The sequence below is a fragment of the Actinomadura sp. NAK00032 genome (assembly GCF_013364275.1).
In the GTDB taxonomy this organism is placed as follows: Bacteria; Actinomycetota; Actinomycetes; order Streptosporangiales; family Streptosporangiaceae; genus Spirillospora.
Window position 1 is genome coordinate 126034 of the sequence record NZ_CP054932.1, and the last position, 12006, is coordinate 138039.

Consider the following 12006-nt stretch of genomic DNA (forward strand, 5'->3'; position numbering starts at 1 on the left):
GCGCCGAGCCATGAGACGTGCGTGGAGTGCGTCCGGCGGGCGGTCCATCACTTGGAAGTGGGCCATTCCTCGGCCAGGAGCGCGTAGGTGAGACCGTCGAGCCATCCCTTGGTGCGGTGGAGAGAGTCTCGCACCGTGTGCTGTTCGCGGCGCATCCCAACCCGCTCCATCAGCCGCCACGATGGTTCGTTGTCGTAGAAGCAGTCCGCGTGCAGGCGGCGCAGGCCAAGACGGCCGAAGGAGATGTCGATGAGGGCGCGTACCGCTTCGGTGGCGTAGCCCTTGCCGCCGTAGGCGGGATCCAACGTCCACCCGAGTTCTGCTTGGACGCCCTTCGCCTGGTCGGCGACCTCCTCCTGGGCCCAGGCGTCCTGGACCATCAGCATCAGGTCGCCGATCACCCGGCCGTCCGCTTCGACGATGAGCAGGTCTGCGAGCCGATCCTCGCGGAGAAAACGCTCGCGGTAGTCGTCGTACGTTGTCGTGGCGGCCCCGACCCATTCGTGAACCTCCGGCAGTTGCCGGAAGACCCAGGTCGCGTCCAGGTCGTCGGGGGTAGCGCGGCGCAACAGCAGTCGGTCGGTGGAAATCGGCCAGTCCAACGTGTCAAGAGGGTGGCGCATGGGCTCATGCTGGCAGAGGGCCTGGTGCCCCACAAAACGGATTACTGCTCAGGAACTGCCAGGACAGCGAAGCGACGAGGGCTCCCAGAAACCCGCGTCCTGAAGCCCCGGCCAACGAGAGGCCGTCCCTTGAAGGCGGTCAGCGATCGCCCACGAGAGCGAAGGCGAAGGCGAGCCTGCGGTCGACCAGATGGTTGTGAATGGTCACTTCCTCGCTGCCGGTGGACTCCATGACCATGTCGTCACCCGACCACCACTCCAGAGCGCGCGAGGTCGTGCCGCGCCCCTCGCCCTCGGAACCCAGCGAGTCGATCACCGACATGCCCACCCTCATGGTGGTGACGGCGACGCGGGACGCGACGCCCGGTCCGCTGCTGGCCCACGCGTTCCGTCCGACCATCTCGGGGAGGTCGGGCCGGTCGATGCGCCATGTGTGGCGGAACGGCCGCCGCGGAGGGACGCGCCGCACCACTCCGATCACCGCGTGGTCGCCGTCTCGGACCACGTGGTGCAGCTGCCCGTCCACCTCCTTGGCCGGCTCGACGTAGCACAGCAGTTTCTGGGCCGCTTCGTCTTCGAACAACGTCAAGTTACGGGATGACGGCAGCGGCACTTCCGAGCCTTCTGGGGCGAAGTGGGCGCAGGGCGCGTAGACCAAGAAGTTCTTGCCGCCTTGAGGCGTCCGGACGGCGCGTACCCCGGATACGGCTCGCTTTCGCTTTGTGGTCACCGGTCGTTCCACGGAGGTGATGCGAAATTTCCGTACGCCTTCCCAGCCGACCGGCTCCACGGGGGGTTCTCGTCGTTCGCTTCTGCTGGTTCTTCCGAGGGCCATTCATCCATCCGCAGTTCTCTGGCGCCGAGTCGCCGGTGCCCGGCAAGGGGTCTGGCCGCCGGCGGCCAGCGAGCCCAGCCTAAACGCCTCAGCCGCCAAGGCCGCGAAGCCCCACCCTGGGTGGCTCAACGTGCCTGCAAGCCGCATTAGGCGGATCGCTCAGGGCGTTTGTCCACCACCAGGACACGCAGGTCGATAAGGCCCTCGCCGTAGGCTCGCATCAGTCGCCGTACAGCTGTGCTGAACCCCACGCCGTCGTGGTCGGACGCGCGCCGTTTCGCGGCGGCGTATTCGGTCTCTTGGTGCAGCCAGAACTGACGGGTCTGGGCGAACGGCCTGCCCGCGCGACCGGGTGGCCCGGACGGAGGTGGGCCCAAATCCACCAGGCCCGCTCCGTACGCGCGGGTGAGAGACTGCATTACCCACTGCATCGTCACCCGTTCTCGCTGGGCGCGTTCCATCGCCGGGATGTACTCCCGCTCGCTGTCGATGGCGATGGGGTACCTGTGCCGGCCGAGACTGTCCACGGGCCGGCCGTCGACGTCCCTGCGGCGCCCGCTGGCCGGCACCTCAATATCCAGCGTTCTCGGGGTGGCATGACAGTAGGAAGGCGAGCATTCGAGTCGCATCGCGTTCCAGATAGAAGTGGACCATCTCCGAGTTGAACTCCTGCCGCCGCGCCGCCGGAACACTGATCGCATCGATGCCGTGCATCATCAGATGACCATTCATCATTGATCGCCCGGTCCGCTTGTTTCCGTCGAAGTAGAACTGCTGGAGAGCGGCGAAAAGAAAGTAGGCCATGGCCTGTTCGGTCACATCTGGGAGGCTTTCCGTAAGCCAGGCCACGCCCTCAGCGTGGAGCGCGCGCAGATTATCTCCGCCAGGCTCGGTCTCCGGTGGCAGATACCGGCCGTGTTCGCCAAGGCTGACGCCCGGAGTCAGCATGACCGTCCCCTCGCCTCGGAACATGCCGGACTCCAGTGCCTCGTCTCGCGCGATGATCACGTGGAGACGGTCTGAGGTCGCCTTGTTCAGGACGAAGTCGCCGTTGGTGACGAGATCAAGCAGTTCCCGGGAGGAATCCGCCAGAGCAAGGACCTGCTGCTCGTCGCTGACCTTCCGCCCTCCGACCGTCACACCCTCCATGAGTGTCTGCACTTCTGGATAGGTGAACGGGTTGCCTTCGAGTTGGGCGGCGTCCCATACGAACTCGGGCAGGGCTCTTCGATACCGCCACACGGCTCGTTCGATCGAGTGCGTCGGGATCGCAGCGAGCGACTCGGCGATGGCCTCTCGGTCCCACCCGAAGCCCAGTGGATCCTTCACAACGACTCCCTTGAATGAACAGTGTTGCTAGTACACTGTACTAGCTCTGCAGGTGGGAGGCTGGCTGCCGCTCCACGTGATCAGAGTGATGGGCGCCGGGAGTAGGGCGCGGCGGCTCGGCCCGCCGGGGAATGGACGGCTTGTCGCGGGAATGCGACGTTGACCTCTGGTGGGCGGGGTGACGGCGGAAACTTGCGAGAGCTTCGGTGATGACGGCTGTTGGGTGGGTTGCGCTTCTACTGGCGTTTTCCCACTCGCAGGACGGAATCGATGTCCATAGCAGGAACCGTCACGCCGGCCCGTACGTCGACGGCGGGCTGGGCGGCGGTGCTTTCGGTGACGATGGGGATCTTCTCGATCGTCACCACCGAGATCCTCCCGATCGGACTGCTGACGTCCATCGGCTCCGGCTTCACCGTCTCCGACGGGACGGCCGGGTTGATGATGGCCATGCCCGGATACCTGGCGGCGGCCGCGGCCCCGACGGTCACCATCGCCACGGCACGGGTCGACCGTCGGCTGATGCTGTGCGCCTGCATGCTCCTCCTGGCGTCGGCGAACTTCCTCGCCGCCGCCGCTCCGGGCTACTGGGCCATGCTCGTGTCGCGGGTTCTGGTCGGGGTCGTCATCGGCGGCTTCTGGTCCATCGGCGCGGGCCTGGCGGAACGGCTGGTGCCCGCCGGTTCCGTGCGGCGGGCCACTGCGGTGATCTTCTCGGCCGTCCCGCTGGGATCGGTTTTCGGGGTGCCGCTGGGGACGCTGATCGGCGACCTGGCCGGGTGGCGGGCCAGTTTCGCGGTGATGGGCGTGCTGTCCACGGCGGTGCTCGTGGCGCTCGCCGTGCTGGTACCGCCGCTGCCCGCCGAACAGGCCACGCGGCTGGACGTCCTGCGCAGCATGATCCGGAACGGCGGCACCCGGTTCGCGTTGCTGGCGACCTTTCTCGTCGTCCTGGCGCATTTCGCCACCTACACGTATGTGACGCCCTTCCTTGAACGGGTCACGCGTGTGCCGCCAGAACTGCTCACGGTGTTCCTGCTGGTCTACGGGCTGGCCGGAATCCTCGGCAATTTCCTCGGGGGCGCGGCGGTCGCGCGTCACCCGTCTGCCGCCTTCGGCGTCGCCGGGGGGCTCATCGCGGTCGCCACACTGGCCTTTCCTCTTCTCGGCCGATGGGAGGCGGGCGCCATCGTGCTGCTGATCGTGTGGGGCGTCGGCTACGGCGCCGTTCCGGTCTGCTCGCAGACATGGTTTATCAGGGCAGCTCCGGATGCGCCCGAGGCTGCATCCGTGCTGTTCACGTCGTCGTTTCAGGCGACGCTCTCCACTGGTGCCCTGGTCGGAGGCGTCGTCGTGGACCGCACGCCCCTGTCTACGGTCATGCTGCTCGGTGGAGCCGCGGCTGTGCTGATGGCTTCGATCACTGCGGGTTTTGCTGGCCGTAGATGAGGGCGGGGGCGTTCTTGTAGTTGGTTTCGTGGAGGAGGCGGTGGCCGATTCGTTCGGCGACGGAGATGGAGCGGGTGTTTCCCGGGCGGATGACCGAGATGACCTCGGGGGCCTTCAGGTCCGTGAAGCAGTAGGCGATGGCGGCGCGGGCGGCTTCGGTGGCGTAGCCCTTGCCCCAGTGCGCGCGGGCCAGGCACCATCCGACGCCCAGGCCCGGGAAGCCGTGCGGTTGCCAGGGGCCCGCGCGTCCGACGAAAAGGCCCGTTGCTCGTTCGATCACGGCCCAGTGGGAGTATCCGCGGATTTCTCGGTGGCCTATGAAAAGAGCCAAACTGCGCCAGGCGTCGGCGGGTGTGGGGCCGATCGGGTCGGCCAGGCCGTCCGCCACTTGCAGGTCGGCCATCATCGCGGCGTAGTCGTCGAAGTCGTCTCCGGTGAGGGGACGGAGGGTCAGGCGTTCCGTCTGCAGGATCGTCATGATCACAGTGTGCGCGGGCTGTGGAGGGTGAGGCCGGAGAGGTTCTCGCAGAGGTGCTGGACGGTCGTGGCCGTCTGTTCGTCGCGGGCTCCGGCCGGCCAGGGAACGCGCCGGAGCTGGGCGTTGAAGTAGGCGTCGGTGATGCCGTCCAGTTCGGGGCTGGCGGCCAGGTGGACGCTTGAGCGCGCTGCCTTTGCCAGGTCGTTCAGCAGGCGGGGGCCGAAGAAATGGATGAGCGGGGCCACGGGCCGGTAGGCGTAGGGGAACGCGCTGATTGATGTGGCCTTGTTGCCCGGCGTGTAGGCGTGGCCGGGGTAGGCGACGTTGACCGTGATGTCGTCCGGGGCCAAGGCGTCGGCCATCCTGCGGCTGACGGCCATGAGGGCGGTCTTGGCGTGGTTGTACTGCGAGAACGTCCAGCCCAGGTATTTCTTTTCGCCCTGGAGATTGGCGACGTCCAGGGGCTTGCCGGGGATTCCGCCGGTCAGGTTGACGACGCGTGCTCCCTCTGCGGCGCGCAATTGCGGCACTAGCCGGCAGGTCAAGGCGTAGGGCGCCAGGACGTTGAGGGCGAAGGTCCGTTCCACGCCGTCCTGGGTGAGGGTGCGGGACGCGCTCATGCCGCCGGCGTTGTTCACCAGGACGTGCAGGCGGGGATGCCGGTCCGCGATCTCGTCGGCCAGGCGGCGCACCCTGTCGAGGGTGGTGAGGTCGCCGGTGCAGGCCGTCGCGCCGATCTCGGTGGCGGCGGCCTCGGCGCGTTCGGTGTCGCGTCCGACGAGGATGACGCGGGCGCCGAGCCGGGCGAGTTCGCGTGCGGTCTCCTTGCCGATTCCGCCCGTGCTGCCGGTCACCAGGACGGTCTTGCCGCTCATCTGCATGACGTCTCCTGTCATGTGTGGCACTCAGTGACACAAACGCTAGCAGGTGTCAGAAGTATCCTCCATGCGTGAGCGTTGGTGAGGGGCTGCGGGAGCGGACGCGGCGGGCGGTACGGGCGGAGCTGTCCGCGTTGGCGGTCGAGTTGTTCCTGGAACGCGGCTACGAGGGCACGACGGTGGAGGACATCGCGGCGGCGGCGGGCATGTCGCGGCGCAGTTTCTTCCGCTACTTCCCGTCCAAGGAGGACGTGGTCTTCGGCGAGGCGGGGGATGTCGCCGAACGTATTGCGGCGGCCATTCGCGGCCGGCCGCGCGATGAGGCGGCATGGGAATGCTTGTGCGCGGTGCTGCGCGAGTGGCAGGACGCGATCCACGCGGCCCAACCCGACCTGCGGACGCTTCAGCTGATCGAGGAGGCGCCCGCGCTCCGGGCGCGGCTGCATGCCGAGCGCGACCGGATGCGCGAGCTGATCAGCGCCGCGCTGCGCGACCGGCCCGGCGGCGGAGTGGACGCCTTCACCGCCGACCTCCTCACGGGAGCCGCCGGCGCCGCCCTCGACGCGGCCGACCGGGAATGGCTCCGCAGTGGCGGCGCGGCCGACCGCGCCGCACTTCTCGACCGCGCGTTCGGCGTTCTCAGTCCGTCCGGCGAATAGCGTCCAGATCCTTGACGTAGCGCTGGACGAGGACGTCGACGAGGCCGGTCGCGGTCGGGGCCTGGTAGGTCATGGGGCCGGTGTCTCGCCAGCCGTGGAATTCGTAGAAGCGGCGGGCGCGCGTATTGCCCGGAACCACCGCGAGCCACGTCTGGGAGTGCCGGCCCCGGAAGCGGTCTTCGGCGGCCCGTAGCAGCGCGCCGCCCACGCCCTGGCCCCGGGCCGATTGGTCGACGGCCAGCTGGATCACCTCGCCGTCCTCGTCGCCGAGGATGATCAGGCCGAGGACGCGATCTCCGGCGGCGACGAGGGTGGAGGCGGCGTACTTCTCGATGTGGGCGGTGAAGTGGTCGGGGCCGCGCGCGTCCATCAGCGCGGCGGGGACGTGGCCGGTGTGGCCGTCGAGCCACGCCGCTCGCCACAGCGGTGCGAGCGTCGGCAGGTCGGCGGGTTCGGCCGGTCTGACGATCATCGGTTCACTTTCTCGGCGGCGCGGCTCGGACGATAGCGGGTGCGTGGCGCCGGGTCAGGTGTCGGCGGTGTGCGGCGCGCGGGGCGGGGTGAGGGCGGCGGCCGCCAGGGCGCCCGCGGCGGCGGCCACGGCGGCCAGGACGAAGCCGTCGGCGAAGCCGTCGAGGGTGTCGCCGGTGAGGCTCGCGGCGGCGACGCTGGAGATGACCGCCGCCCCGATGGACGCGCCGAACTCGTGGAACGTGCTGACGATGCCGGACGCGATGCCGGATTCGTGCGGTGCCACCTGGCCCAGCGCGGTCGCCGAGGCGACGACGAACATCGCTCCCGTGCCGGCGCCCGCCACCGCCGTCCCGATCACGACCGACACCGGTTGCAGCGACAGGACGGGCAGCGCCATGCCCAGCGCTGCCGTGAGCAGGCCCGCGACGGCCAGGCGGCGGGCGCCGAGCGTGGCGATCGTCCGGCCGGTGAGGTTGGCGCCGATCATCGTCGCGACGGCCACCGGCAGGAACAGCAGGCCGGTGCGCAGGGCGCCGTAGCCCTCCGCGTGCTGGAAGTAGAACGTGCCGAGGAAGAACACCGCGATCATCAGGGCGGTCGCCATCAGGATCAGGAAGGTGCCTGTCGCCACCGGCCGCCTGACCAGGAGCGCGAGGTCCATCATGGGCGAGCGGGCGGTCCGCTGCCGGACGACGAACGCCAGGTAGCCGAGCGCGGCGAGCAGGACCAGGACACCGGTCGCGGCGGTGAGCCAGCCGCCGTCGCCGGCGCGGATGAACGCGTAGATCAGCGCGCCGGACGAGGCCGTGACGAGGAGCGCGCCGAGGACGTCCAGCCGGGGGCGGGGCGCGGTGGCCTGCTGGTGCGGCAGCATCCGGGCGAGCGCCGCGATGATCACCACGCCGATGGGGACGTTCACGTAGAAGACCCACGGCCAGCCGGGACCGGCGGTCAGGGCGCCGCCGAGCAGGACGCCCAGTGCGGCGCCGCCACCGCCGAGAGCCGACCAGATGCCGAGCGCCCGGTTCCGCTCGTCGCCGTCGAACATGCTCACCACGAGGGAGAGCGCGGCGGGAGACAGCAGCGCGGCGCCGAGCCCCTGCGCGATGCGGCCGCCGAGCAGGACCTCGGCCGATCCGGCGAGGCCGGTCGCGAGGGACGCGGCGGTGAAGACCAGCAGTCCGGCGAGGACGACGCGCTTGGCGCCGATGAGGTCGGCGGTGCGGCCGCCGAGCAGCATCAGCCCGCCGAAGGTGAGGGTGTAGGCGCTGACCGTCCAGGTCACGGCCTGGCGGCTCAGGCCGAGGTCGGTCTCCATGTGCGGCAGGGCGATGGCCACGACGGTGACGTCGAGGATCAGCATGAGCTGGGCCACGCCCAGGAAGCCCAGAATGCGCCAGCGCAGTGGGTGAGGGGATGTCGGTCGTGTCATCATGCCCGCCTAACTCGTACTACGTCATACGAATTCCTGGAGAGTAACACGTATGAGGTAGTACGAGTTAGGATGCGGGCATGCCCACCGCCCCTACCGGCCGCCGGCGGCGCGCGGACGCCGAGCGCAGCATCGCCCGCATCGTGTCCGCGGCCCGCGAGAGCCTGCGCGTCGACCCGAACGCGAGCATCGACGACATCGCCAAGGCCGCCGGCGTCGGGCGGATGACGCTCTACGGCCACTTCCGCAACCGGCGGGAACTGGTCGAGGCGGCCCTGGCGGACGCGCTCCGCGACGGCGAGGAGGTGCTGTCGGACGTCGATCTCGACGGCCCCGCGCGGGACGTCCTGAGCCGGCTGCTCGAATCGAGCTGGGCGCTCGTGGCCGAGTCGACCGCGCTGCTGGCGGCGGCCCAGGGCGTCCTCCCCGCCGGACGCGTCCGCGAGATGCACGCCGGGTCCGCGAAGCGCGTCGAGGAGCTCGTCCGACGCGGCCAGGACGAAGGCGCCTTCCGCACCGACATGCCGATCGACTGGCTGGTCAACGTCGTCCACTACGTCCTGCACGGCGCCGCTGAGGAGAACCGCGCCGGCCGGCTGGAGCCCGGGGAGACCGGCCGGGTCGTGATCGCGACCGTCCAGTCCATCCTGGCCGCGTAGCGGTATCAGCCGACGAACTGGTGGTCGGTCCGGATGCGGCCTTCGGGGTCCAGGTAGAGGACGTCCAGGCCGCCGCCGACGGGCTCGTGCGCGCCGGCCGTCACCATCGACCAGCGGACGGCGACCACGTTCGGCGCCAGGACGACCGGGTCGGCGGCGGCCGCGAAGACATGCTCGCCCGGCGCGATGAACAGCTCGTAAGCCCTGGTGACGCGTGCCTCCAGGGCGTCGTGGCCGCGGACGTCCAGCGGCGGCGCCGGGACGGCGAGCCCGGCGGCGGCGTCCCGGACCGCCTCCGGCGGGTTGACGAGCACGTGCAGCGCGTCCGGTGCCCACAGCTCCCTGATGAGCGCGCTCCGCGCCGCCGGGTCGGGCTCGTTCCACTGGGCGATGTATCGGTCGGTCAGTCGTTTCGCGTCGAAGGTGTCGCTCATGCCGAGCAGTGTGCGGGCCCGGCCTGCGGCTGGGCGATTCCCCGCAGGGAATCGCGGAACGGCGGGCGCACCGTTTGAATGGGAGGCATGACCGTGACGGCGGAACCCGGCCAGTTCGCCCGTGAGCTGCGGCAATGGCGGGCGCGCCGCCGTTTCAGCCAGCTCGACCTGGCGATCCGGGCCGACACGACCCAGCGCCACCTGAGCTTCCTCGAACAGGGACGCTCGCGGCCCGGACGCGCCATGGTGGTGCGGCTCGCCGAGTCCCTGGAACTGCCGCTCCGGGAACGCAACGAGCTGCTGCTGTCCGCCGGCTACGCGCCGGTCTACACGGAGTCGAGGCTGGACGCCCCCGAACTCGGGCCGGTGCGCGAGGCCCTGGAGCGCATCCTGGACGGGCACATGCCGTACCCGGGGGTGGTCGTCCGGCCGTACGGGGAACTGGTCGCCGCCAATCCCGCGTTCGACGTGCTCTCCGAGGGCGCCGCGCCCGCACTGCTGGAACCGCCGGTCAACGTGCTGCGCCTCGCCCTGCATCCGGACGGGATGGCCCGCAGGGTCGGCAACCTGGCCGAGTGGGGCCGCCACATCACCGGCAGCCTGCGCGACCAGGCCCGCCGCGCGCCCGGACCGGGCCTGGCGGAGCTCATCGAAGAGCTGGACGGCTACCTGCCCGAACTGGAGTCGCCCGCCGACCACCTGGGTTTCGCGGTGCCGCTGCTGTTGCGGGTGCCGGAGGGCGAATTGCGGCTCATCACCACGCTGACGTCGTTCGCGACCGCCGTCGACGTGACGCTGTCGGAGCTGCGCCTCGAAGCGTTCCTGCCGGCGGACGAGGCGTCCGCGACCATTCTCAGGCGGCGCGCCGGAGATCAGGCGGGGTGTTCCGCGCAGAAGCAGCCGACGCCCTTTTCGATCCATTCCTGACCGGCCCATTCGGGGTGCCGTTCGACCAGCAGCGCCGAGACCTCTTCGGTGATCGTCCGCTCGCTCACCGCCGTGTCGCGGCGTTTCCAGGTCTCGTCGCGGAGCAGTTCCAGGTAGTCGCGGACGTCCGCCAGGATCCGCGGGCCGCCGATGTCGCCGTGGCCCGGGACGACGACGCGCGGTTGCCCTTCCGCGAGCCGGCGCATGACCTCGATCCAGCGGATCCCGGAGACGTCGGTGTCGTGCGGCGGGAACCACGGGAAGATGGCGAACTGGCCCGTCTCCGCCAGGTCGCCGGTGAACAGGACATCCTCGTCCGGCACCCTGACCACCTGGTCGCCGAGGCTGTGCGCCCGGCCGGTGGCGCGCAGCTCCACGATCCGTCCGCCCAGGTCGAGGTCGTGCGAGGTGCCGTAGACGAGGTCGGGAGCCGGCAGTTCGACGCCCTCCAGCCGGTGTGCGATCGCCTCGTCCAGACCGCGGAACATCTCCAGGTAGGCGGGGCCCTTGCGGGCCAGGTCGTCCGCCTGGCGCTCGTTGACCAGATAGGTCGCCTCGGGGATGAAGGTCTTCGCGCCGAAGGCGTGCTCGGGGTGGAAATGCGTCGTGGTGAGGTAGATCCGGCGTCCCTTCGCGATTTCGGTAGCGAATTTCAGCACGTTCTCTGCATTGTGCGGGCCCATGCCCGTCTCGACTACGAGGACGGCATCGCGGCCCCCGATGATGCCGATGTTCGGAACGAGTTGCACATGGCGGTTCGGTATGACGACGATGTCGCGGGCGATCTCCTCCGCGCCGCTCACCTGGACGATCGGGTCTTCCATATCGGCTCCTGCAATGCGTGAAAGTGCGACCCGTACAGGAGAGCGCGCGGGAGGCTCCGGCGTCCAATACCGGATTATCGGCCCCCATACCCGGCGGGTATCGTCGCGGTGGTGGACCTGCGCACCTTGCAGTACTTCGTGGCGGTCGCCGAGGAGCTCCACTTCGGGCGGGCCGCCGCGCGGCTGCACATGACCCAGCCGCCGTTGAGCCGGGCCGTCAAGCACCTGGAGCGCGACCTCCGCTGCGTCCTGCTGAACCGCACGTCCACGGGGGTGACGCTCACCCCCGCCGGGACGTCCCTCTACGCCGAGGCCCGCGCGCTGCTCGCACACGCCGACCAGGTCCGGGTGCGGGTGGCGGCCGCCGCCGGGACGGACACCGTGACCCTCGGCATGCTCGCCGACAGCGGCGAGCAGGTCGGGGCCGGGATCGCCGCCGAGTACCGGCGGCGGCATCCCGGCATCCGCGTCCGCATCCGCGAGGGCGACTTCGCCGACCCGACCGCGGGGCTGCGCGCCGGACTGGTGGACGCGGCCCTCACGCGGGCCCCGTTCGACGACACCGGCATCGCCACCCGCGTCCTGCGCGAGGACCCGGTGGGCGTAGTCCTGCGCGAGGACGACCCGCTCGCCGACCGGGGCAGCCTGACGCTGGAAGAGCTGGCGGAGCGGCGCTGGTTCCGCTTCCCGGACGGCACCGACCCGGTGTGGCAGGCGTTCTGGAGCGGTCCCTCACCGCATCCGGACGACCCTGTGGTGCGGACCGTCCACGAATGCCTGCAAGCGGTTCTGTGGAACGGCACCGTGGGGCTCACGATCCTCGACCACAAGCTTCCGGACGGACTGGTCTCGGTGCCGCTGGCGGACAAGCCGCCGAGCCGCTTGGTCGTGGCGTGGCCCGCCGCGGACCCGAGCCCGCTCGTCCAGTCCCTCGTGACGCTCGCCGTCGGCGTCGTCTGAGTGTCACGGGACGCCGCGGGACGGCTCGGCGGGCAGGATGGCGGG

The 12006-nt window shown here is 70.0% G+C and carries 14 protein-coding genes; 5 read left to right on the forward strand and 9 right to left on the reverse strand.

Annotated features, from left to right (window positions below):
- Positions 1-47: 47 nt before the first annotated feature.
- From HUT06_RS00620 to HUT06_RS00630, 3 genes are all read right to left on the reverse strand, one after another.
- Positions 48-623 (reverse strand): GNAT family N-acetyltransferase, encoded by a 576-nt coding sequence (locus tag HUT06_RS00620; protein ID WP_176193885.1) that lies wholly within the window; start codon positions 621-623, stop codon positions 48-50.
- 139 nt (positions 624-762) lie between these two features.
- Positions 763-1413 carry a hypothetical protein gene (locus HUT06_RS00625; RefSeq protein ID WP_176193886.1) on the reverse strand — a complete coding sequence of 217 codons (651 nt, stop codon included), beginning with the start codon at positions 1411-1413 and terminating at the stop codon, positions 763-765.
- Positions 1414-2028: 615 nt separating this feature from the next.
- Positions 2029-2787, reverse strand: a complete 759-nt coding sequence (locus HUT06_RS00630; protein WP_217711134.1) for a hypothetical protein — start codon at positions 2785-2787, stop codon at positions 2029-2031.
- 270 nt (positions 2788-3057) lie between these two features.
- Between HUT06_RS00630 and HUT06_RS00635 the strand changes: the two genes are divergently transcribed.
- Positions 3058-4236 (forward strand): MFS transporter, encoded by a 1179-nt coding sequence (locus tag HUT06_RS00635; RefSeq protein ID WP_176193887.1) that lies wholly within the window; start codon positions 3058-3060, stop codon positions 4234-4236.
- Here HUT06_RS00635 and HUT06_RS00640 read toward each other — a convergent pair.
- Both HUT06_RS00640 and HUT06_RS00645 read right to left on the reverse strand, forming a co-directional pair.
- Positions 4208-4714, reverse strand: a complete 507-nt coding sequence (locus HUT06_RS00640) for a GNAT family N-acetyltransferase (protein WP_176193888.1) — start codon at positions 4712-4714, stop codon at positions 4208-4210. The genes HUT06_RS00635 and HUT06_RS00640 overlap by 29 nt on opposite strands.
- 2 nt (positions 4715-4716) lie before the next feature.
- Entirely contained in the window at positions 4717-5610 is an 894-nt protein-coding gene (locus HUT06_RS00645; RefSeq protein ID WP_254714899.1) for an SDR family NAD(P)-dependent oxidoreductase, read from the reverse strand.
- Positions 5611-5663: 53 nt separating this feature from the next.
- On the opposite strand from HUT06_RS00645, the gene HUT06_RS00650 reads away from it, so the two are divergent.
- Positions 5664-6251 carry a TetR family transcriptional regulator gene (locus HUT06_RS00650; protein WP_176193889.1) on the forward strand — a complete coding sequence of 196 codons (588 nt, stop codon included), beginning with the start codon at positions 5664-5666 and terminating at the stop codon, positions 6249-6251.
- On the opposite strand, the gene HUT06_RS00655 is transcribed toward HUT06_RS00650, so the two are convergent.
- A complete protein-coding gene (locus HUT06_RS00655) occupies positions 6232-6723 on the reverse strand; it encodes a GNAT family N-acetyltransferase (protein ID WP_176193890.1) in 492 nt (163 codons plus the stop codon). The two genes, HUT06_RS00650 and HUT06_RS00655, sit on opposite strands and share 20 nt — an antisense overlap.
- A gap of 54 nt (positions 6724-6777) precedes the next feature.
- Entirely contained in the window at positions 6778-8100 is a 1323-nt protein-coding gene (locus tag HUT06_RS00660) for an MFS transporter (RefSeq protein WP_254714900.1), read from the reverse strand.
- A gap of 137 nt (positions 8101-8237) precedes the next feature.
- On the opposite strand from HUT06_RS00660, the gene HUT06_RS00665 reads away from it, so the two are divergent.
- A complete protein-coding gene (locus HUT06_RS00665) occupies positions 8238-8816 on the forward strand; it encodes a TetR/AcrR family transcriptional regulator (protein ID WP_176193892.1) in 579 nt (192 codons plus the stop codon).
- A gap of 5 nt (positions 8817-8821) precedes the next feature.
- Here the strand turns inward: HUT06_RS00665 and HUT06_RS00670 are convergent, their stop codons facing one another.
- A complete protein-coding gene (locus tag HUT06_RS00670; RefSeq protein WP_176193893.1) occupies positions 8822-9250 on the reverse strand; it encodes a hypothetical protein in 429 nt (142 codons plus the stop codon).
- Between the two features lie 87 nt (positions 9251-9337).
- Between HUT06_RS00670 and HUT06_RS00675 the strand changes: the two genes are divergently transcribed.
- Entirely contained in the window at positions 9338-10177 is an 840-nt protein-coding gene (locus tag HUT06_RS00675) for a helix-turn-helix domain-containing protein (protein ID WP_176193894.1), read from the forward strand.
- Here HUT06_RS00675 and HUT06_RS00680 read toward each other — a convergent pair.
- Complete coding sequence (locus HUT06_RS00680; protein WP_176193895.1) at positions 10123-11001, reverse strand: MBL fold metallo-hydrolase; 879 nt, start codon at positions 10999-11001, stop codon at positions 10123-10125. The genes HUT06_RS00675 and HUT06_RS00680 overlap by 55 nt on opposite strands.
- Before the next feature lie 111 nt (positions 11002-11112).
- Here HUT06_RS00680 and HUT06_RS00685 point away from each other — a divergent pair, with 111 nt between their 5' ends.
- Positions 11113-11961: a LysR family transcriptional regulator gene (locus tag HUT06_RS00685; RefSeq protein ID WP_176193896.1), complete on the forward strand. Its 849-nt coding sequence runs from the start codon at positions 11113-11115 to the stop codon at positions 11959-11961.
- Positions 11962-12006 lie beyond the last annotated feature (45 nt).